We start from the raw sequence: 18,480 nt of genomic DNA on the forward strand, positions 1-18,480 counted from the left end.
TTTTCTGTCTTGGCGACGTCCTACTATACGACGTCTTACTTGGCGACTACAGCCTTGTCCGGATTTGGCGGGAAGGCGGGGTCTTTCTTGACGCCACGTAGCAGGTCGAGCGCGTAGTTCAGCTGAACGTCGTCCTTGACCTCCGGTGGCACATAGGCTTCCGAGCCCGATCCTTCGTCGGTTTCAGACTGGCCCTTGATGTGACCGCGCAGGGTGGATTCGCCTTCGGAGACCATCTTGCCCTTGAGATCGTCCGGCAGCGGCTCGTCGACCTTGATGTCAGGCGTGATGCCGGTGCCCTGGATCGAGCGGCCCGATGGCGTGTAATAGAGCGCCGTGGTCAGGCGCAAGGCACCGTTCTCACCGAGCGGGATGATCGTCTGGACCGACCCCTTGCCGAAGGAGCGCGTGCCGAGGATCGTGGCACGGCGCAGGTCTTGCAGGGCGCCTGCAACGATTTCCGATGCGGAGGCGGAGCCGCCATTGATCAGCACGATGATCGGCTTGCCGTCTGTCAGATCGCCCGGACCGGCGTTGTAGCGGCGGGTTTCGTCCGGGTTACGGCCGCGGGTCGAGACCACTTCGCCACGCTCCAGGACGTCGTCGCAGACGTTGATCGCCTGGTCGAGCAAGCCGCCCGGGTTGAGGCGCAGGTCGAGGACATAGCCCTTGAGCTTGTCGGCTGGCACGGTCTGCTTGATCTTCTGGATGGCAGCTTCGAGATCCGGTGTGGTCTTCTCGGTAAACTGCAGGATCCGGATGTAGCCGACATCGTTTTCGACATGCGAGCGGACGGCGGCGACCGGGATGATGTCGCGGACAATCGTCAGTTCGATCGGCTTATCGACACCGACGCGCTGCAGTGTCAGCTTGATCGGCGTCTTGACCTCGCCGCGCATCTTCAGCACGGCATCTTCGAGTTTCAGGCCCTTTACAGGCGATCCGTCGATTGCGGTGATGAAGTCGCCAGCCTTGACGCCGGCCTTGTCGGCGGGGGTATTCTCGATCGTGGAGCCGACCTTGATCTGGTCCTTCTCCATCGTTACCTCGATGCCGAGACCGCCAAACTCACCCTTGGTCTGGGTGCGCATGTCCTGGGCATCCTTGGCATTCATGTAGCTCGAATGCGGATCGAGCGAGGCAAGCATGCCATTGATGGCCGCCTCGATGAGCTTGTCTTCCTGGGGAGGCGTAACGTATTGCGCCCGAACCCTCTCGAAGACATCGCCGAATACCGACAATTCCTTATACGTGGAACCGCTCGCAGCTTCCGCCGGGACTCCCGCTGAGTAAATGACGCCCATGGCGGTCGCACCCATCAATGCGCCGATGACGACAAGAGAAGCCCTACGAATCATTGCGTGCCTTTCCAGTATCCTTTGCGGTCCACCAGGGTTGGGAATCAACCGGTTTTCCGTCTTTTCTCAATTCAATGTAAAGCGTTGGCTTGTTTGTTTCCAGCGCCAATGCTGTCGCACTTGCCACTCTTTTCTCGCCCATCACCGCAACCGGTTCTCCGGCGAAAACAAATTTTCCCTGGCGCGTCTTGATGGCGTCCATTCCGGACAGAACCATGTGGAAGCCGTCGCCGGTATCGAGGATGATCATCTGGCCGTAGCTGCGGAAAGCGCCGGCATACACCACCAGGCCATCGGCGGGCGCCGTGACGAGCGCGCCGGGGCCGGTTGCGAGCGTCATGCCAGCGGCCGTGTGTCCCGTTCCGTCGTCGTCTCCAAAGTGCCGAAGAATATCACCGGCCACAGGCAGCTCGAGCTTCTGCTTTAGGTCTGAAAATCGATATGCGGGGGCAATGCGGTTTTTATCGGGCACCCCGCTTTCGGCCAGGGCCTTGGCTTCGGCACGCTGCTCGTCGGTCATCATTTGCCGGCGTTGTTCTTCCTCGCGGGCAGCCGTTGCCGCGCTGCGCACCGAGCCGATCTGGCTTTCGAGAGAGGCTACAAGGCCTTCCAGGCTGGTTGCCTTACCTGCCAGTTGCTCGGCACGCTTGCGCTCGTCCTCTATCTGAGCGGCGCTTTCCCTGCTCTGCCGGTCGTTCTCGGCGATCAGCAGATCCATACGCCGCTCTTCCTCCAGACTGGACGTGAGCGTTGCGGAAAGGTTTGCCTTTTCCTTGGCCGTGGAGGCTTCCAGCGTCGACAGTTCGCCGAGGTCTGCAAGCAGCTTTTCAGTCGCTTTGCGCATGCCGGGCACCACGGCGCCGAGCAGGATGGCGCTTCGCACCGAATTGAGGGCGTCGTCGGGGCTGACGAGCAGGGCCGGAGGCGGGTCGCGGCCCATGCGCTCCAGCGCTGCCAAAACCTCGGCCAGGAGACCGCGCCGTTCGTGAAGCGAGCGACGGACGCCGCCCTCCTTGACCTTCAGATCGGTCAGCGCCCTTTCGCTGTCTTCGATCTTGCGATCCATCGTCTTGCGGCGCGATGCCGAATCGATCAGCGCCTGGCGCAGGCTGGCATTGCTCTTGTCGAGCGCCGCTACACTTTCCTGAAGCTGCTTCTGCTTTTCGGCAGAGAGGGTGATCGTCTTCGACAGGCTATCGAGTTCGGCTCGTGTCTGGTCGCGTTTTTCGGCAAGGTCGGCTGCCGGATCGGGCGCCGGCGGGTTTGCGGTGGCTGTATCGGGGGCGGTTTGCTGGTCCGGTGGCAACCGCGACGACGTCGGATCGGCAGCGCCATCCTCGGCGCGCGCCTGATATCCCTGGATCACCGGAGCTGCCGCGAGCATTACGGCTGCACACAAAAAGGCCGCACGGGTACCTGCCGCGAGAGGCGGCGGGAGCAGACGCGGCAGAGGGGCGGCGGATCGTTTCATCGCGGATGGCTTAGGATTTCTCTATCGCGCAAGGCGTAAGCTGATTTGCCGCCGATGGCCAAGACATATCGCCAGTTCGGTGACGAAATCAAAACACGGCTGTGTGAGCGATCCGCCACTTTCAGACGCGATGGTAGGGGTGGCCGGAGAGAATGGTGACCGCCCTGTAGAGCTGTTCGGCAATAAGAATCCGCACAAGCTGGTGTGGCCAGGTCATCTTGCCGAGACAGATCGTGCTGTCTGCCCTGTCGTAGAGCGAAGGATCGAGGCCATCCGCGCCGCCGATGGCGATCGTCAGGTCGCGCTTGCCCTGGTCCCGGTACTGGCCAAGGAGCGCAGCAAATGCCTCGCTGTCCATCGCTTTGCCGCGCTCGTCGAGCAGCATGAGGATACTGGCGTCCGGCAGCGATTTCAGCAGCATGGCCGCCTCCTCGCGCTTGCGCGTTTCGCCGTTCGAGGCACGACTTTCCGCGACTTCGGTGACGCGCGAGAAATCCAGCCCGATGGCTGGGCCCGTCTTGGCGAACCGGTCGAAATAGCGGGCCGCGAGATCCTTCTCCGGGCCGGTCTTCAGCCGGCCAACGGCAAACAATCCAATCCGCATGTTCACTCCAGAGACGATGGCCAGCACGGCCGCACATATTTCTTAGCCGCGCGACAGATGCCGTTGCGGCCAGTCAAACCTGCGCAGCAGCCGGGGAAACCGGATCTGCTAGTGTATCGTGCCCTCGTCGAGATCCGGCGCGGCCCACATCTTTTCGATGTTGTAGAACTCGCGGATTTCCGGACGGAAGACGTGGACGATGATGTCACCAGTGTCGATCAGAACCCAGTCGCCTGCGTCGAGACCTTCGACGCGCGGGTTGCCGAGACCTTCGCCCTTGATATCGGACGTGAGGTGATCGGAGATCGCCAGGACATGGCGGTTTGAGCGCCCGGAGACCACAACCATGTAGTCGCCCAGCGCGGATTTGCCCGCAATGTTGATGGTGACGATGTCTTCAGCTTTGGAGTCCTCAAGGCTGTTGAGGACGGCTTGCAGGGCGCGGGCGGCGGCATCAACGCCACGTTCCGGGCTCTTCGGGGCAACGGCTAGCGTTCGTCCCTTGGCGTGTACTGTTGTCAGTGCTTTTCCTTTCAGGAGTAACAGAACATGCACGCGATTGATTCGAACTGTCGTTCAAATCAGTTCTCAAGATAGGCATCAAAGCACTAAGGTTTCAAGACGCGTGCAGCTCGGCATCGGCGGTCGGGGCTCAGTTTCTCGGCCAGCGATGCGTTTTCGGCACCGATCTGCGAATTTTTGCCCGTCGGCCTTCCCATTGGCCCATATCGATGCCTCGGGTACGGCCGTATACAGCCAAGAGTGCTGCGCGTATAGGGAAACAACGCTCAAAAGCTGCGGGCCATGACCAGACATTCCAACGACACGATAGACGCCATCCTGCGCATCCGTTTCACGGGACAGGATCGGCTTGGCCGGGGCAAGGTGGAGCTGCTTGAGCACATCCGCAGGACGGGCTCGATTTCGGCGGCGGGGCGAGCCATGGATATGTCCTACCGCCGCGCATGGCTTCTGGTCAGCGACCTCAACCGCATGTTCGACGTGCCCTCGGTCGAATCGCAGCGGGGCGGCCAGAAGGGTGGCGGTGCGGTGCTGACACCCTTCGGCGAGGCGCTGCTCGAGCGGTTCCGGGCGATGGAGCGGGCGGTCGCCCTCGTTCTCGCCGACGATCTGCTGTGGCTGCAGGAGCACTACCGTCCGCAGGGGTTGCCGGAAGCGTGATAACACCGGTCATCCGTTTTGCAGGGCGACTGTCTTGATGACTGCAAAAACGGTCATGCCCACTGCCAAGCGCAGTCTTTCGCCTGACAGCTGGGTAATCCGCGACAGGATCGGGTCGCCGCCACAGTTGAGGCGGACTTCGAGCGCACCGTTGGCGACCACGCCGATCCAGGTGATCGTTCCTTCGAGAATATTGAGCGCGCTGAGGCCTTCCGGGCGCACGGTCGCCAGCATCACATCGCGGGCGGGGACGTGGATCCGCACCATCCTGCCGACCGGAAATCCTGTCCCCGGCACCTGCAGTTTCGCGGTCTTCAGGGCGACGGTCGATAGGAGATGGGTCTGCGAGATGCTGTCGATGCGGCCTTCCAGCAGCACGCCGGCCTCGCGGCGCTCGGCGCCCTCCGCCGTCGATGGCAGGCTCAAAACCTCGACGGCGCTGCCGACCGCTTCCACATGGCCGTCGCGCAAAAGGACGACGCGACTTGCGAGCCTCGCGACCTCTGCAATCGCGTGGCTGACATAGACGATCGGGATTTTCGTCTCGTCGCGCAGCCGTTCAAGATAGGGCAGGATCTCTGCCTTGCGCTCCTCGTCGAGTGCCGCCAGCGGCTCGTCCATCAGCAACAGGCGCGGGTTGGAGAGCAGGGCACGGCCGATTGCCACCCGCTGCTTTTCGCCGCCCGACAGCTTGCCGGGTCGGCGCTCCAGAAGCGGGCCGAGCCCGAGTAGATCGACGACGCTGTCGAAATCGTCGCGGTCGGTCGTTTTCGGCGCGAACCAGCGGCCATAGCCGAGGTTGTGGCGAACCGACAGATGCGGAAACAGCCGTGCCTCCTGAAAGACGTAGCCGAAACGGCGGCGATGGCGGGGCACGAAGATATTTTGGTCCGTGTCCGTCAGCACCCTGCCATCGAGCGCAACGTGGCCGTGGTCGGGGTGGATCAGCCCGGCAATGCTGCGGATGAGCGAGGTCTTCCCAGAGCCGGAGCGGCCGAACAGGGCCGTAACCCCGCCCTCTGCGGTAAAGGCAGCGTCCAGCGCAAAAGCGCCGAGCCTGTGGCGGATGTTCACCGTCAGCGTCATCAGACGTCCACCCTGCGGCCGACCCAACGGGCAAGAAACTCGGACGCCAGCAGTGCGGTCATGGAAATCAGCACCGCGACGACGGTGAGCCTCAGCGCGCCCGCATCGCCGCCGGGGAGCTGAGTGAAGGTATAGATTGCCGACGAAAGCGTCTGGGTTTCGCCAGGAATGTTGGAGACGAAGGTGATGGTGGCGCCGAATTCCCCCATCGCCTTGGCAAATGAGAGGATCATGCCGGCAATGATACCGGGGAGCGTGAGCGGCAAGGTGACGGTGAGGAATATCCACACAGGACTGGCACCCAGCGTTCCTGCAGCCTCCTCCAGCTTGCGGTCGACGGCTTCCAGCGACAGCCGGATGCTGCGTACCATCAGGGGGAACCCCATGATTCCGCAGGCGAGCGCGGCACCGGTCCATCTAAAAGAAAAGACGATGCCGAAATGGTTGTCGAGGAAGGCGCCGATGACGCCGCGGCGACCGAACAGGATCAGCAGCAGAAAACCGGTGACGACCGGCGGCAGGATCAGCGGCATATGGATGATGCCGTTCAGCAGCGATTTTCCAAAGAACCGGCCGCGAGCGAGAAGCAGCGCTGCGGCGACCCCGAATGGCAGGCTCACCAGCATGGCCACGCTAGCGACGCGCAGGCTAAGCAGAATCGCCGTCCACTCGTCACTGCTTAAATGCCATCCCTCCAAAACCGCTCTCTTTCCCTGTTGGTCCGCCGGTCATGCAGCAGGCAGGCGATGTTCAGTTCAGGATGGTGAAACCTTCGTGCTCGAAGAAAGGCTCCGCCTTGGACGACTTGAGGAAGTCGTAATAGGCATCGACATCCTTGTTCCTGCTGCTGGCAGTGATGGCGAGCGGATAGATGATGGGCGGGTGGCTGTCTGCTGGAAAAGTGCCGACGATGGCGACGCCCGGGTCGGAGGCGGCATCCGTCTGATAGACAATTCCGTAGGGGGCTTCGCCGCGCGATACCAGCGCCAGCGCAGCGCGCACGCTTTCGGCACCGGCAACCTTGCTTTCGACCGACGGCCAGATCCCCAGTTTTTCGAGGGCTGCCTTGCCGTATTTACCGGCTGGCACGGAATCGACCTGGCCCATCGCCAGGCGACCGTCGCCGAGGAGGGCGGAGAAATCCATGCCGGCCTTGATATCAACCGGCTTCGCTTTGTCGCGGGGGGCAACGAGCACGATCTGGTTGCCCAATAGGTTTACCTGCGTATCCGGCTTCAGCAGGTTCTTGTTGCCGAGGTATGCCATCCAGTCGGTGTCGGCCGAAATGAAGATATCTGCAGGTGCGCCGCTCTCGATCTGCTTTGCCAGCGCCGAACTCGCGGCATAGGACACGGTGATCTGCTTGCCGCTCTGGGCGGTGTAAGCGGCGTTTGCGCTGTCGAGGGCGTTCTTCATGCTGGCGGCAGCGAACACGGTTATTTTTTCCGCCGCTGCCGAGGGAGAGACGCCGGTGGTCAATCCGAGCCAGCCGGCGACAATGGCTACAGCGGCAAGTTTCATCCAGGAACGGCGGGTCGGCATGGCAATCTCCAAATTGGCGAAGTATTTTCAGGAATATATCGCTTCGCGCGATTTGACCAGCGTCGGTTTCGTCAACACGATTAATCGACAATGATTTCAGAGATTTCGCCGATTGCTATTCCCTACTGACTTGGTCGATTTCGCATGGCTCTGTAGGCCCCTGTGACATCCATCGGGCTGCAACATGGCGCCCCAGCGTCTTTTGGGGGCAGGGCGTCGTCAACAGCGTAGGTGGTCGGTGTGATCTCGCGCGAAAGCTTACGAAAGATTTAATTTTGTGCATTTGCACTTTTCTGTCATGTGTAAAATGCATGGCTGCGTTGCGATATCAACGATTTTACTTCTCGACAGCTGTGCTAGATTTAACTCATCGAACAGCGCACTCCTCCTCCCAGCGCCATTCGATTTTGGATCGATGACACTCCTCCTCCCGGTTGTCGATCAGTTTTGATAGGCCCGACGGATCTCCTCCCCCGTCGGGCTTTTCATTTTGGAGGATTTCAAATTTCGGAAATTCAGGTTTTCTGCTGCTCTTCGCGCAGTGCGGTCGAGCTCAGCGTCGAACGCGGACCGTGGATGAATGTCCAGGCCGGTGCACGCTTCTTCCACAGCACCCTTGCGTCGTCTTCATCGACGCGGGCGTAGTGAAACGTCTTCGCCATCTTGGCCGACAGGTGCGACAGCGTCGAACCCGGACGATCGATCACGGCAATCGGGAAGGTTTTGGCGATGGTCTGCCACTTCTGCCATTTGTGGAACGTGTTCAGGCTATCGGCGCCCATGATCCAGATGAAATGCACGTGGCTGTTCAGTGCCTTGACGCGGGCCAGCGTATCCGCCGTATAGCGCATGTTGAGCGCCTGCTCGAAGCCGGTCACCTTGATGCGCGGATCGACGGCGATCTTCTCGCTGAGGGCAATGCGTTCTGCCAAGGGGGCGAGGTGGTTGGTGTTTTTAAGCGGGTTGCCCGGCGTCACCATCCACCACAGCTGATCAAGGCCAAGCCGACGGATGGCAATCTCGGCAACGAGCACATGTCCCGGGTGCGGCGGATTGAAGGATCCGCCGAAAAGGCCGACGACCATTCCACGCTCGGCATGGGGCATTCGCAGATAGGGCGCGTCGATCCGGTCTGCTGTCACATCAGGGCCGTATCTGTCCGCTGCCGCGCACCCGGTATTTGAAAGACGTCAGTTGTTCGACGCCGACAGGTCCGCGCGCATGCATCTTTCCGGTGGCAATGCCGATTTCCGCGCCCATGCCGAACTCACCGCCATCGGCAAATTGCGTCGATGCGTTGTGCAGCAGGATTGCTGAATCCACCTCCGTGAAGAAGCGCCCCACCACTTCGGGGTCTTCAGCAATGACAGCCTCGGTGTGATTGGATGAATAGCGGGCTATATGTTCGATAGCGCCCGAGATGCCATCAACCATAGCAATCGATATAATGGCATCGAGATACTCCGTCGACCAATCCTCCTTGGTGGCAGCCTTCAATGCGGGGATAGCATGAAGCACGTCGGCCGATCCGCGAACTTCGCAGCCGGCCGCCGCAAGAGCGTCGACGAGCGGCTTGAGGTGGGTTGCCGCTGCCGCCCGGTCGACAAGCAGTGTCTCGGCCGCGCCACACACGCCAGTACGGCGCATCTTGGCGTTGACGACAATCTGCTTTGCCATTTCCAGTTTCGCAGACGCATCGATGTAGATGTGGCAGATACCCTCGAGGTGGGCAAAGACCGGAACGCGGGCCTCGCTTTGCACCCGCGCCACGAGGCTTTTGCCGCCGCGCGGGACGATGACGTCGATATTTCCATCGAGCCCGGACAGCATTGCGCCGACGGCTGCCCGATCGGTAACCGGGACAAGCTGGATCGCGTATTGCGGCAAGCCTGCCGCCTTCAATCCCTCGACGAGGCAGGCATGGATTGCCTGCGAGGAACGGCGCGAATCGCTGCCGCAGCGCAGAATGGCGACATTGCCGGCCTTCAGGCAGAGTGCACCAGCATCGGCGGTAACGTTGGGGCGGCTTTCGAAGATGACGCCGATGACGCCGAGCGGCGTGCGGACGCGCTCGATCTGCAGCCCGTTCGGGCGTTCCCAGGCGGCAATGACTTCGCCGACCGGATCGGCCAGTGCGGCAATCGTGCGGATGCCGTCGGCCATGGCGTCGATGCGTGCCTCGGTCAGCGTCAACCTGTCGATCGACGATGCGAGCATGCCGGTGCCTTCCACGTCGCCAAGATCCCTGGCATTCTCAGCCAATATGTGGTCCCGCTTTGAAAGAATGGCATCCGCCATGGCATTGAGGGCGCGGGTTTTCGATTGAGCAGAGGCAAACGACAGCGGACGTGCCGCAGCGCGGGCCCGGCGACCGATTTCATCCATCAGCCGGTCGATATCAGGGCTGGCTGCTACGTGATCAAGCATGCGCCTCGTCCTTTCGGCTTGCTGTGCCTTGCGTTCCCGACGCCGTCATTACCAGATCGTCGCGGTGAACCATGGCGGCGCGGCCGGCATAGCCGAGAATGGCCTCGATCTCCGCCGACTTGCGGCCGGTAATCTGCCGTGCCTCTTCGGCATCGTAGCCGGCAAGGCCACGGCCGATCTCGCGGCCGGCGGGACCGATGACGGCGACTGTATCGCCGCGCCCGAAGTGACCGATCACGGAGCGCACGCCAGCAGGCAGCAAGCTCTTGCCTGCACCGAGCGCGGTGACGGCGCCGGCATCGACGTGCAGTTCGCCTGCCGGCTGCAGCTGCCCGGCAATCCAGGTCTTGCGCGCCGTGACCGGTGTGCCAGAGGGCGCAAACCAGGAGGAGCGGGCACCTTGGTCGATGGCGGAAAGAGGCCGGTCCGTCTTGCCGGATGCAATGATCATGGCGCAGCCGGCACCGGTGGCGATCTTGCCGGCATCGATCTTGGTGCGCATGCCGCCGCGTGACAGTTCCGAGGCAGCGCCGCCAGCCATCGCCTCGATTTCGGGCGTGATTTCAGCAATCGTGTGGAGGAACCGGGCATTTGGGTCGAGGTGCGGCGGGGCGGTGTAGAGGCCGTCGATATCTGACAACAGGATCAGCAGGTCTGCGCCGGTCATGGTGGCAACGCGCGCTGCCAGCCGGTCGTTGTCGCCATAGCGGATTTCGCTGGTGGCGACCGTGTCGTTCTCATTGATGATCGGTACCGCGCCGAGTTTCAGGAGCTGGCTGATGGTGGCGCGGGCGTTGAGATAGCGGCGTCGCTCCTCGGTGTCGCCAAGCGTCAGCAGGATCTGGCCGGCAACGATGTCGTCACGGGAAAGGCTTTCCGACCAGGCGCGGGCGAGCGCAATCTGGCCGACCGCCGCAGCCGCCTGGCTCTCCTCGAGCTTCAGGGCGCCGCTGGCAAGGTCGAGCACGGAGCGGCCGAGCGCGATGGCTCCCGAGGAGACAACAAGGACATCGACGCCCTTTGCTTTCAGCGCGGCGATATCGGCGCAGATCGCATCGAGCCAAGCCTTCTTCAACCCGGTGCCGCGGTCGACCAGCAGCGCCGAGCCGATCTTGATGACGATGCGCCGGTAGCGGTCGAGCGGCTGTCGGGCTGTCATCCCTCGCGCTCCTCGTCCCCGCTTTCGTTGGCTTCATCCGCGACCAGGTCGACTGTATCCCTGTGGCGGTTTTTCAGCGCCTTCATCGGCTTGTCTTCTGTTTCGCCGATAGCGATGATGTCGCGCAGCGCGCGCAAAAGGTCCGTCATGCCTTTGCCGGTGATCGCCGAAATCTGGTATGGCGTGTGACCGCAGGCGCGGGCGAGCTCCTTCGTTTTTCTCTTTAGTTCCGCATCGTCGAGAATGTCGACCTGCGACAGGGCGACGATTTCCAGCTTTTCGCCCAGCGCCTCATCATAGGCTTCGAGCTCGTGGCGGACGGTCTTGTAGGCCTTGCCGACCTTTTCTTCCTGGGCGGAAACCAGATGCAGCAGCACTCGGGTGCGCTCGACATGGCCGAGGAAACGGTCGCCGATACCGACGCCCTCATGGGCACCTTCGATCAGGCCCGGAATGTCGGCCAGAATGAATTCCGTGCCATCGACGGTTGCGACACCGAGGTTGGGATGCAGCGTGGTGAAGGGGTAATTGGCAATCTTCGGGCGGGCACGCGTAACTGCGCCGAGGAAGGTCGACTTGCCGGCATTCGGCATGCCGACGAGGCCTGCATCGGCGATCAGCTTCAGCCGCAGCCAGATGGTCTTTTCCTCGCCCTCGAGACCAGGATTGGCCCAATCCGGCGACTGGTTGGTAGAGGATTTGAAATGGGCATTGCCGAAGCCGCCGTTACCGCCGGCGGCAATGCGGAAGCGCTGGCCTTCGAAGGTCAGGTCGCAGATCATCGTCTCGGCGTCTTCCTCGAAGACCTGGGTGCCGACAGGCACCTTCAGCGTGACGTGTTCGCCGTTTGCGCCGGTGCGGTTGCGGCCCATGCCATGGGTACCGATCTGCGCCTTGAAATGCTGCTGGAAACGAAAATCGATCAGCGTATTCAAGCCGTTGACCGCCTCGACCCAGACGTCGCCACCGCGTCCGCCGTCGCCGCCGTCGGGGCCGCCGAACTCGATGAATTTTTCCCGGCGGAATGAGACGCTGCCGCCACCGCCGTCGCCGGAGCGGATGTAGACTTTTGCTTCGTCAAGAAATTTCATCGTATTCTTCGCTATTCGGTCAGTTTGCGCCCGTCATGCCGCCTTCGATATAGGCGGTTCTGCCGGAGGTCAAAGATTATCGTCATCTGCAGCAGCTATAGCATAGTCGCCTGCGGGGGTCTTGCTGTCTGGTCTATAAGAAGCCGCCGCCGGCGAACCGGCGACGGTTTTGTCTATGTCAGCTTTGTCTGCCTCAGGCACTGGCACTGGCGCTGGTGCGCAGATCGCCCGGCAACAGCAGGGTTTCGACATGCGGAACCATGGTGCTGCGGGCAAAGCTGAAGACTTCCGCGCAACCGGTAATGCGGAAGCCGAGTTTCTCCTGCAGCTTCAGCGACGCCGGATTGTCGACGAAAACACCGGAATGGATGTTTTCGCCTGGCATCCGCCGGCTGAAGCGTTCCAGCGCCGCTGCCACCGCTTCGCCCATGAACCCACGCCGCCAGTAGTAGCGGTTCAGCCAGTAGCCGACGTGCCAGCGGTCGTGGCGCAGTTCGATGCCGACGGTGCCGATATGGACATCGTCATCGCCCTCGGTGATGGCGAGCGCCCAGTCGCCAAGCAGGCCGGAGGCCCGCGGCACCAGCCAGTCGAGCGCGTCCTGCCGGTGGTAGGGAACCGGCACGCGCGCCAGCATGCGGGTGACCGCGAAATCCGACAGGGATCCCGTGATCGCGTCCGCGTCGCCAAGGCGATGCGGACGCAGTGTCAGCCGGGCGGTGCGGATAACCGGTTCCGGGCCGGGTGCCGCGATCTGCCGCGACCGGCGCGAGAGGACAGCGGCGTTCATCTCAGTGCCCCCCAGCTGCGCAACGACATCCAGGTGCGGCGATCCAGTCGGAACCATTCGACGGAGACCGTGCTGCCAAGCGCCAGGGACGCTGCCAGCCCGGCGCCCTGGAACTGGAACCCGCACTTGTGGATCACCCGGCGCGAGGCGACGTTGGTGACCCGGCAGCGGGCATCGATCTGGTCGACCTCAGGCCGCGTGCGGAACACCATGTCGATCAGCGCGTGAGCCGCCTCCGTCATGAAGCCCTGGTTCCAGTAGGGCTCGCCCAGCCAGTAGCCGATTTCGACAGTCGTCGGATCCTGGCCCGGTTCTATGCCGCAGCAGCCGAGAAAGGCGCCGTTTTCCATTTTGGTAATCGCATAGAGGCACTTGCCAATCTCGCCAGACGTCGTGCGGCGCACAAAATCGGCGGCGTCCCGGGTCGTATACGGGTGCGGCATGCGCGAGACCATGGTGGCGACATTGGCGTTATTGGCGAGATGGGCAAGAGCTTCGATGTCGTCTTTGTGGGGGGCGCGCAGAACGAGCCGCTCCGATAACAAGACGGGGCAATCGGGTCTTAACCTCTCCGGCCTCAACCGGTCTTCGGGCGACCGCGATTGGTCCTCCCTTAACAATTCGCTTTGCATCGTTCAGTCCTCCTTGGGGGAAAAGAAAAAAGGGAGATGGCGCCCCATCTCCCCGTTTTCAAAGACTGAACCTGATGCGGTCAGCCGGGTCGATGAGACGCCGGCTGCTTAAACGCTTCCGGCTTTATTCTGCTGCTTCGGCTTTCGGCATTACGGATACGTACACGCGGCCATTGGCCTTGGTGCGATAGGCGACGTTACCGGGAGTGAGCGCGAAGATCGTGTGGTCCTTGCCGAGGCCGACATTGGCGCCCGGATGCCACTGCGTGCCACGCTGGCGCAGAATGATGTTGCCTGCAATCACAGCTTCGCCGCCGAACTTCTTCACGCCGAGACGCTTGGATTCGGAATCACGACCGTTGCGCGACGAACCGCCTGCTTTTTTATGTGCCATGGGATTTCTCCTTTAAACCTGTCCGTGATCTTAAACGGCAGCGACGATGTCGGTGATGCGGACAACCGTGTGGTGCTGACGATGACCGCGCGAACGCTTGGAATTCTGACGACGACGCTTCTTGAAGGCGATGACCTTCCGGGCGCGGTTGTGTTCGACAACCTCAGCCTTGACGGTTGCGCCGACAACGAAGGGTGCGCCAATAGAAGCGTCGGCGCCGACGCCGATCATCAGGACTTCGTTAAATTCTACGATATCGCCGGCGATGACGTCGAGCTTCTCGATGGTCAGCACGTCGTTTGCTGCCACACGGTACTGCTTACCGCCGGTCTTGATGACTGCGAACATTGGTTATCCTTTCATGTTCGTTCCGGCTCTCCCGCTTTGGGGGCCGTCTTTTTATCAGTCGACATTGAGCAGGCGAGGCGGGCCTTGTGCCCGAACCGGCCTGCCGGTGATGCTTGCGCGGAACGCGGAAGCGCAAAGGGAGCGGACTTCTCCGCACCTATTGGATCGGGCACATACGCGAGGGGTCAAATTGTGTCAAGGCAAAAGGGTGAAAAGCTTCGACTTTCACCCTTGCCATCCGGACTTTCTATCGGTATGAGGACGGCGCGCTTCACAGCGTCAACCGGTTCCGCGGAGAGGTGGCAGAGTGGTTGAATGTACCGCACTCGAAATGCGGCGTGCCTGCAAGGGCACCGTGGGTTCAAATCCCACCCTCTCCGCCATACTCCCATATCTGGTGCGTTCGCCACCGTTCGCAAATCCCCCGCGGAATATAGCCTTTCGCCCCTCTACGTGATATTGTCGTTCGCAGTTGTTCGCGGTTAACCGCGTCTTCAAGTGGGGATGGAAGTAGGGACGAATGGCTCGGGTAACTCAAAAGCTTTCTGACACTCAGATCAAATCCGGCAAGCTCAGCCCGGGGCGACTTAGTGACGGCGGCGGGCTTTACCTCAACGTGGGGCCGACCGGGACAAAATCTTGGGTATTTATGTGGACCAAGGATGCCAAACGCCGTGAAATGGGCATGGGCGCTTATCCAGAAATTTCCCTCTCCAAAGCTCGCGGTAAAGCCATCGACGCGCGGCAGGCCGTTGCCGAAGGCAGAGATCCTATTGCCGAGAAGGCAAAAGAGGCAGAGCCGACGTTTGCCGAATGCGTGGAACAGTTTCTCGCCTCGAATGAGGGCCATTGGAAAAATGAGAAGCACCGACAGCAGTGGCGGAACACGCTTGAAACCTACTGCAAGGGAATGAGCGGCAAGAAGGTTTCCACCGTAGGCGCTGATGATGTCCTGAAATCCCTTCAGCCGATTTGGGCGACCAAGAACGAAACCGCCTCTCGCGTTCGGGGTCGGGTCGAACGCGTTCTGGACTTTGCCAAAGCCAAGGGATGGCGTTTTGGAGAAAACCCGGCGTTGTGGCGCGGGCACCTGAGCAGTATCCTGCCGCCAAGGCAAAAACTTCAACGTGGCCATCATGCCGCAATGGGGTATGAGGGATTGCCGGCCTTCTCCGCTTCTCTTCGAGCGTCGGACGCCTGCTCCGCGCATGCCCTGGAATTCCTGATCCTGACGGCTTCGCGAACGGGTGAAGTCATAGGAGCCAAGTGGGATGAGATCGACCTGGCCGCGAAGGTCTGGACTGTCCCTGCCGAGCGTATGAAGATGGGCGTCGAGCACCGGGTTCCGCTCTCCCCCCGGGCGATGGATATTCTCAATTTGATGCTTGAATGCCGCCGCAACGGCTATGTTTTTCCGGGCCAAAAGAAAGACAGCTCGCTTTCCAATCTTGCCATGACGATGCTGATGCGCCGTATGAAGTTCGATGCATTCACCGTCCACGGCTTCCGATCAGGCTTTCGAGATTGGTGCGGAGATGCGACGACCTTCCCCCGCGAGATTGCCGAGGCGGCCCTAGCTCACGCCGTCGGGGACGAGACAGAGCGGGCTTACCGTCGAAGTGATGCACTGGCCAAGCGCCGTAAGCTGATGGACGCTTGGGACAAATATCTGACGGCAACGAAGAAGGCCGGGAACGTCCTCAGCTTTCCGGCAGCATAGATATCAGTATCTGCGGGGATAGGGGGCACCCGACAAGCCGGTTTGCACCACCGGTTTCCCTGCGGTCATATGGTGCTTCGCAAAGGTGCGCGATGTCTTCTGACAATTCTAACGACCCTTATTTGACCAAGAAACGAAACTACCGGCACGAGGTCGGCGAGATCAGTGAGCACGCTCAAAATATGATCGGTCAACTTGTCAAATTACGTGATCTGACCAACCCCGATTCAGACGCAAACGCCGCCGGGAAGGATAATTTTGCATTCGATGCGCTTTATAAATTGGGCGGAGTAATCAAAGAACTTGCTAGCTGGGCCATCGATCACCAGCTTGGCCTAGCAATCCATCGCAAACAATTTCTTCCACGTGGCAACCCAACAAGCCGCAGTCTCCCCGCTTATCAGGAAGCAAAGCGCGAGGTTGATGATCATAGGCATGAAATAGCTGCAGTCGAATACCATCGACACGAGAGAACAGTCAGCGTCGAGGACAAGCGGCGTGCTATGGCCAACATTCTGAGTGTGATGAATAACTCATTCCCCGGTGATATCGCCGAAGAGCTTGCGGATGCATTGCGCGCCCTTGAATATGGCGAGGTGATGCCGATCCTCGAACCAAAGCGTTCCGGTCGAAAGGTTAGCTTTACAGAACAGCGTGAGCAGTTGAGAGCTGTGACTTTTGCGAGGTTTCGCCGAAAAACTGGCCTTATGAGCGCCGGTGATGCATGGAATGAGGTCGCGAAAGCGTTTGGAGTGAGCCTCGAAACGTTGAGGACATGGGAGAAGCGGCTAAGAGAGTCGGAAGGCGACCCTGATGGACATTACCGTCTCTCGACACCAAGCTTTTGCGGACGCTGCAGCCTCGCATGTCGCGGAAGTCAAAACAAAGGATCGATCGCGCGCTCTTTCAATGCTGATACAACACGAACGCTATGGTGACAAAGAGATGCATGCGTCCGCCGAGCGCTACCAAGCTAGCCGACGAGAGCAGGAGTGAACCGAGACGAACCCGAAAGTCGTTCCTAAAAGGTTCAGACGCAATGGCCTCTGAACCAAAAGATCGGTTCAGAGGGGGAGCGATTCAAACCTAAATATTGCAGATATTGCAGTCACATACGCACCAAGACGGATAGCCGTTTATGTGAATAATGGGCGGCGAACTCCAGCGGACTTGCTGAGGTTTGCGCCACCGGACGGTCTTCCGGTTTGGACCCATCAATGACCAAGCTATCGATGACTGTCGACGAAGCCACTGCCTACTGCGGCATTGGCAAGACCAAGCTCTACGAACTCGTCAAGACGGACAAGATTTCAGGCCGGAAACTCGGACGGAAAACACTCCTGCTTACCGCTTCGATCGACGACTACGTGCTGTCGCTCCCAGTTCTTAGAACCGCGGCTTGATGGGGGGTGACAATCATGGAAAAGAAAAACCCCGCCACAGCTGGATGTGGCAGGGCTTTGAATGTCACAGGTCTTGGCGGACTTGATGTTCAGAAGCCTATCGAAAATCACAACGAAGTTCAATCGGAAACGCTTGCTATCCGTACCGTGATGAGACGGTTCTCGGTTTCGATCTGGCATGCTCAGATCATCTGCCGCGCCTCCGGTCTTGGAGGTGTAGCATGACGCAGAAACTCACCATCACCGCCCGCATCCTTCCCGACGGCGCAACAGTCAAGGTGATAGGCCGGGACGCTTGGGCACTGCGCAATCTCGTGAACGCCGGCTCCAATGGCTGCACCCCGATCGATAACCCCGCGCCAAGGTGGTCACACTACACATGGAAGTTGCGGAGAGCCGGTTTTGTTATCGAAACCATCGACGAAAAGCACGGCGGCCCCTTCGCCGGCTCGCATGCCCGATATGTGCTTCGTTCTCAGGTCCAGCTACTCGATGACAGCGACCGTCGGAGTGCTGCCGCATGACGTCGGAGGAAGCAACCCCCCGCACTGTGGAAGCCGCTCAATGGCTTGCCGATCAGAAGGAGCCGCCAGCAATGGCGGTTCCCACCATTCGTGAGCGATTTTCGCTTTCGAGCAAGGAAGCGTGTGACGCCTGCGCGCTGGCGCAGAAATACCGGACGGCGCGGAGGGCCTTCGGCTGATGCGTGACTTCACAAAGCTCAACCCGGCCATCTTCGACGATGCCCGCTTCCTGTCTCTCGGGTGGGAAAGTAGATGCGTTTACCTCTATTTGATGGGCGGGAAACACCAGACGTCTGCCGGTTGCTATCGTATTCCTGACGGCTACGCGGCAACCGACTTGAAATGTGACCCTTCCGAATATGAAGCTGCCAGGAAGGCAGTTGCGGATACCGGCTTGATCCTCTTCGATGAAGAAACGGCCGAAGTCTACGTGTCCGGTTGGTACAATGAAAACCCGATATGCAACCCGAAGCACGCCGCCGGGACCGAGCGGCTCATCCTCCTGATCAGCAGTGAGTTGATCCAAAACGCCGCCTATGAGGACTTTTCAAAATCAAAAGAGGCGTTCGAGGAGGCATTCGCCACAAGGACATCCAGAGCCGGCGGAACTGTCAGCAGACTGGGCGACACTGCCCTCGTACGCAACTCAAGCGTCGGAGGGCGAGCTTTTGGAAGCTGACCAACTGACCCGTATAGGAACCCCTCAGGATACCGGTATTGATACACAGAGACAGAGACCTGAGACAGAG

The 18,480-nt window shown here is 60.5% G+C and carries 22 protein-coding genes, 1 tRNA gene and 1 pseudogene; 9 read left to right on the forward strand and 15 right to left on the reverse strand.

Annotated features, from left to right (window positions below):
- Positions 1-35: 35 nt before the first annotated feature.
- The 4 genes and pseudogenes from J5278_RS01535 to rsfS form a co-directional block, all read right to left on the reverse strand.
- Positions 36-1,358, reverse strand: coding sequence for a S41 family peptidase (locus tag J5278_RS01535; RefSeq protein ID WP_142828751.1), 1,323 nt, complete (start codon positions 1,356-1,358; stop codon positions 36-38).
- On the reverse strand, positions 1,348-2,799 hold the full coding sequence (locus J5278_RS01540; protein ID WP_374108287.1) for a murein hydrolase activator EnvC: 1,452 nt from the start codon (positions 2,797-2,799) through the stop codon (positions 1,348-1,350). Before J5278_RS01540 ends, J5278_RS01535 begins: the two co-directional genes overlap by 11 nt.
- Positions 2,800-2,950: 151 nt before the next feature.
- Positions 2,951-3,433 (reverse strand): 23S rRNA (pseudouridine(1915)-N(3))-methyltransferase RlmH, encoded by a 483-nt coding sequence (gene rlmH / locus J5278_RS01545; protein ID WP_142824514.1) that lies wholly within the window; start codon positions 3,431-3,433, stop codon positions 2,951-2,953.
- Between the two features lie 108 nt (positions 3,434-3,541).
- Positions 3,542-3,984 (reverse strand): annotated as a pseudogene (rsfS, locus tag J5278_RS01550) (ribosome silencing factor).
- A 253-nt stretch (positions 3,985-4,237) separates the two neighbouring features.
- Between rsfS and J5278_RS01555 the strand changes: the two are divergent.
- Positions 4,238-4,615 (forward strand): winged helix-turn-helix domain-containing protein, encoded by a 378-nt coding sequence (locus tag J5278_RS01555; protein ID WP_209185407.1) that lies wholly within the window; start codon positions 4,238-4,240, stop codon positions 4,613-4,615.
- Between the two features lie 9 nt (positions 4,616-4,624).
- Here the strand turns inward: J5278_RS01555 and modC are convergent, their stop codons facing one another.
- From modC to rplU, 11 genes are all read right to left on the reverse strand, one after another.
- Positions 4,625-5,701, reverse strand: coding sequence for a molybdenum ABC transporter ATP-binding protein (gene modC / locus J5278_RS01560; protein ID WP_142824516.1), 1,077 nt, complete (start codon positions 5,699-5,701; stop codon positions 4,625-4,627).
- On the reverse strand, positions 5,701-6,399 hold the full coding sequence (gene modB / locus J5278_RS01565; protein ID WP_142824517.1) for a molybdate ABC transporter permease subunit: 699 nt from the start codon (positions 6,397-6,399) through the stop codon (positions 5,701-5,703). Before modB ends, modC begins: the two co-directional genes overlap by 1 nt.
- 52 nt (positions 6,400-6,451) lie before the next feature.
- A complete protein-coding gene (modA, locus tag J5278_RS01570) occupies positions 6,452-7,243 on the reverse strand; it encodes a molybdate ABC transporter substrate-binding protein (protein ID WP_142824518.1) in 792 nt (263 codons plus the stop codon).
- Positions 7,244-7,758: 515 nt separating this feature from the next.
- Positions 7,759-8,349 carry a nicotinate-nucleotide adenylyltransferase gene (locus J5278_RS01575; RefSeq protein WP_209185479.1) on the reverse strand — a complete coding sequence of 197 codons (591 nt, stop codon included), beginning with the start codon at positions 8,347-8,349 and terminating at the stop codon, positions 7,759-7,761.
- Positions 8,350-8,386: 37 nt separating this feature from the next.
- Complete coding sequence (locus J5278_RS01580; protein WP_209185406.1) at positions 8,387-9,670, reverse strand: glutamate-5-semialdehyde dehydrogenase; 1,284 nt, start codon at positions 9,668-9,670, stop codon at positions 8,387-8,389.
- Complete coding sequence (gene proB / locus J5278_RS01585) at positions 9,663-10,829, reverse strand: glutamate 5-kinase (protein ID WP_209185405.1); 1,167 nt, start codon at positions 10,827-10,829, stop codon at positions 9,663-9,665. Before proB ends, J5278_RS01580 begins: the two co-directional genes overlap by 8 nt.
- Positions 10,826-11,920 carry a GTPase ObgE gene (gene obgE, locus J5278_RS01590; protein ID WP_209185404.1) on the reverse strand — a complete coding sequence of 365 codons (1,095 nt, stop codon included), beginning with the start codon at positions 11,918-11,920 and terminating at the stop codon, positions 10,826-10,828. Before obgE ends, proB begins: the two co-directional genes overlap by 4 nt.
- A gap of 193 nt (positions 11,921-12,113) precedes the next feature.
- The gene (locus J5278_RS01595) at positions 12,114-12,710 is read right to left on the reverse strand and encodes a GNAT family N-acetyltransferase (RefSeq protein ID WP_209185403.1); all 597 of its coding nucleotides are present in this window, start codon (positions 12,708-12,710) and stop codon (positions 12,114-12,116) included.
- On the reverse strand, positions 12,707-13,342 hold the full coding sequence (locus J5278_RS01600) for a GNAT family N-acetyltransferase (protein ID WP_111222081.1): 636 nt from the start codon (positions 13,340-13,342) through the stop codon (positions 12,707-12,709). Before J5278_RS01600 ends, J5278_RS01595 begins: the two co-directional genes overlap by 4 nt.
- A 124-nt stretch (positions 13,343-13,466) precedes the next feature.
- Positions 13,467-13,736 carry a 50S ribosomal protein L27 gene (rpmA, locus tag J5278_RS01605; protein ID WP_142824524.1) on the reverse strand — a complete coding sequence of 90 codons (270 nt, stop codon included), beginning with the start codon at positions 13,734-13,736 and terminating at the stop codon, positions 13,467-13,469.
- Positions 13,737-13,766: 30 nt separating this feature from the next.
- Positions 13,767-14,084, reverse strand: coding sequence for a 50S ribosomal protein L21 (gene rplU, locus J5278_RS01610; protein ID WP_111222079.1), 318 nt, complete (start codon positions 14,082-14,084; stop codon positions 13,767-13,769).
- 293 nt (positions 14,085-14,377) lie between these two features.
- On the opposite strand from rplU, the gene J5278_RS01615 reads away from it, so the two are divergent.
- From J5278_RS01615 to J5278_RS01650, 8 genes are all read left to right on the forward strand, one after another.
- Positions 14,378-14,467: transfer RNA gene (locus J5278_RS01615), tRNA-Ser, on the forward strand.
- A gap of 137 nt (positions 14,468-14,604) precedes the next feature.
- Positions 14,605-15,804: a site-specific integrase gene (locus J5278_RS01620; protein WP_209185402.1), complete on the forward strand. Its 1,200-nt coding sequence runs from the start codon at positions 14,605-14,607 to the stop codon at positions 15,802-15,804.
- A 92-nt stretch (positions 15,805-15,896) separates the two neighbouring features.
- Positions 15,897-16,742, forward strand: coding sequence for a hypothetical protein (locus J5278_RS01625; protein WP_209185401.1), 846 nt, complete (start codon positions 15,897-15,899; stop codon positions 16,740-16,742).
- Between the two features lie 279 nt (positions 16,743-17,021).
- Positions 17,022-17,207, forward strand: a complete 186-nt coding sequence (locus J5278_RS01630; RefSeq protein ID WP_209185400.1) for a helix-turn-helix domain-containing protein — start codon at positions 17,022-17,024, stop codon at positions 17,205-17,207.
- Between the two features lie 15 nt (positions 17,208-17,222).
- Positions 17,223-17,432 (forward strand): hypothetical protein, encoded by a 210-nt coding sequence (locus J5278_RS01635; protein ID WP_209185399.1) that lies wholly within the window; start codon positions 17,223-17,225, stop codon positions 17,430-17,432.
- Positions 17,429-17,731: a hypothetical protein gene (locus J5278_RS01640; RefSeq protein ID WP_209185398.1), complete on the forward strand. Its 303-nt coding sequence runs from the start codon at positions 17,429-17,431 to the stop codon at positions 17,729-17,731. Before J5278_RS01635 ends, J5278_RS01640 begins: the two co-directional genes overlap by 4 nt.
- Positions 17,728-17,910, forward strand: a complete 183-nt coding sequence (locus J5278_RS01645; protein WP_209185397.1) for a hypothetical protein — start codon at positions 17,728-17,730, stop codon at positions 17,908-17,910. Before J5278_RS01640 ends, J5278_RS01645 begins: the two co-directional genes overlap by 4 nt.
- On the forward strand, positions 17,910-18,410 hold the full coding sequence (locus J5278_RS01650) for a hypothetical protein (RefSeq protein WP_209185396.1): 501 nt from the start codon (positions 17,910-17,912) through the stop codon (positions 18,408-18,410). Before J5278_RS01645 ends, J5278_RS01650 begins: the two co-directional genes overlap by 1 nt.
- Positions 18,411-18,480: the final 70 nt, after the last annotated feature.

The organism is Rhizobium sp. B21/90 (assembly GCF_019355815.1).
Classification (GTDB): domain Bacteria; phylum Pseudomonadota; class Alphaproteobacteria; order Rhizobiales; family Rhizobiaceae; genus Rhizobium; species Rhizobium rhododendri.

Excerpts from the sequence above, each read along its gene's own strand:
- J5278_RS01650 (WP_209185396.1), top strand. The coding sequence starts at position 17,910 with ATGCGTGACTTCACAAAGCTCAACCCGGCCATCTTCGACGATGCCCGC.
- J5278_RS01635 (WP_209185399.1), top strand. The coding sequence starts at position 17,223 with ATGGAAAAGAAAAACCCCGCCACAGCTGGATGTGGCAGGGCTTTGAAT.
- J5278_RS01535 (WP_142828751.1), bottom strand. The coding sequence starts at position 1,358 with ATGATTCGTAGGGCTTCTCTTGTCGTCATCGGCGCATTGATGGGTGCG.
- J5278_RS01640 (WP_209185398.1), top strand. The coding sequence starts at position 17,429 with ATGACGCAGAAACTCACCATCACCGCCCGCATCCTTCCCGACGGCGCA.
- J5278_RS01555 (WP_209185407.1), top strand. The coding sequence starts at position 4,238 with ATGACCAGACATTCCAACGACACGATAGACGCCATCCTGCGCATCCGT.
- J5278_RS01600 (WP_111222081.1), bottom strand. The coding sequence starts at position 13,342 with ATGCAAAGCGAATTGTTAAGGGAGGACCAATCGCGGTCGCCCGAAGAC.
- J5278_RS01645 (WP_209185397.1), top strand. The coding sequence starts at position 17,728 with ATGACGTCGGAGGAAGCAACCCCCCGCACTGTGGAAGCCGCTCAATGG.
- obgE (WP_209185404.1), bottom strand. The coding sequence starts at position 11,920 with ATGAAATTTCTTGACGAAGCAAAAGTCTACATCCGCTCCGGCGACGGC.
- J5278_RS01575 (WP_209185479.1), bottom strand. The coding sequence starts at position 8,349 with ATGCCCCATGCCGAGCGTGGAATGGTCGTCGGCCTTTTCGGCGGATCC.
- J5278_RS01625 (WP_209185401.1), top strand. The coding sequence starts at position 15,897 with ATGTCTTCTGACAATTCTAACGACCCTTATTTGACCAAGAAACGAAAC.
- rlmH (WP_142824514.1), bottom strand. The coding sequence starts at position 3,433 with ATGCGGATTGGATTGTTTGCCGTTGGCCGGCTGAAGACCGGCCCGGAG.
- modC (WP_142824516.1), bottom strand. The coding sequence starts at position 5,701 with ATGACGCTGACGGTGAACATCCGCCACAGGCTCGGCGCTTTTGCGCTG.
- J5278_RS01595 (WP_209185403.1), bottom strand. The coding sequence starts at position 12,710 with ATGAACGCCGCTGTCCTCTCGCGCCGGTCGCGGCAGATCGCGGCACCC.
- rplU (WP_111222079.1), bottom strand. The coding sequence starts at position 14,084 with ATGTTCGCAGTCATCAAGACCGGCGGTAAGCAGTACCGTGTGGCAGCA.
- modA (WP_142824518.1), bottom strand. The coding sequence starts at position 7,243 with ATGCCGACCCGCCGTTCCTGGATGAAACTTGCCGCTGTAGCCATTGTC.
- J5278_RS01620 (WP_209185402.1), top strand. The coding sequence starts at position 14,605 with ATGGCTCGGGTAACTCAAAAGCTTTCTGACACTCAGATCAAATCCGGC.
- rpmA (WP_142824524.1), bottom strand. The coding sequence starts at position 13,736 with ATGGCACATAAAAAAGCAGGCGGTTCGTCGCGCAACGGTCGTGATTCC.
- proB (WP_209185405.1), bottom strand. The coding sequence starts at position 10,829 with ATGACAGCCCGACAGCCGCTCGACCGCTACCGGCGCATCGTCATCAAG.
- J5278_RS01580 (WP_209185406.1), bottom strand. The coding sequence starts at position 9,670 with ATGCTTGATCACGTAGCAGCCAGCCCTGATATCGACCGGCTGATGGAT.
- J5278_RS01630 (WP_209185400.1), top strand. The coding sequence starts at position 17,022 with ATGACCAAGCTATCGATGACTGTCGACGAAGCCACTGCCTACTGCGGC.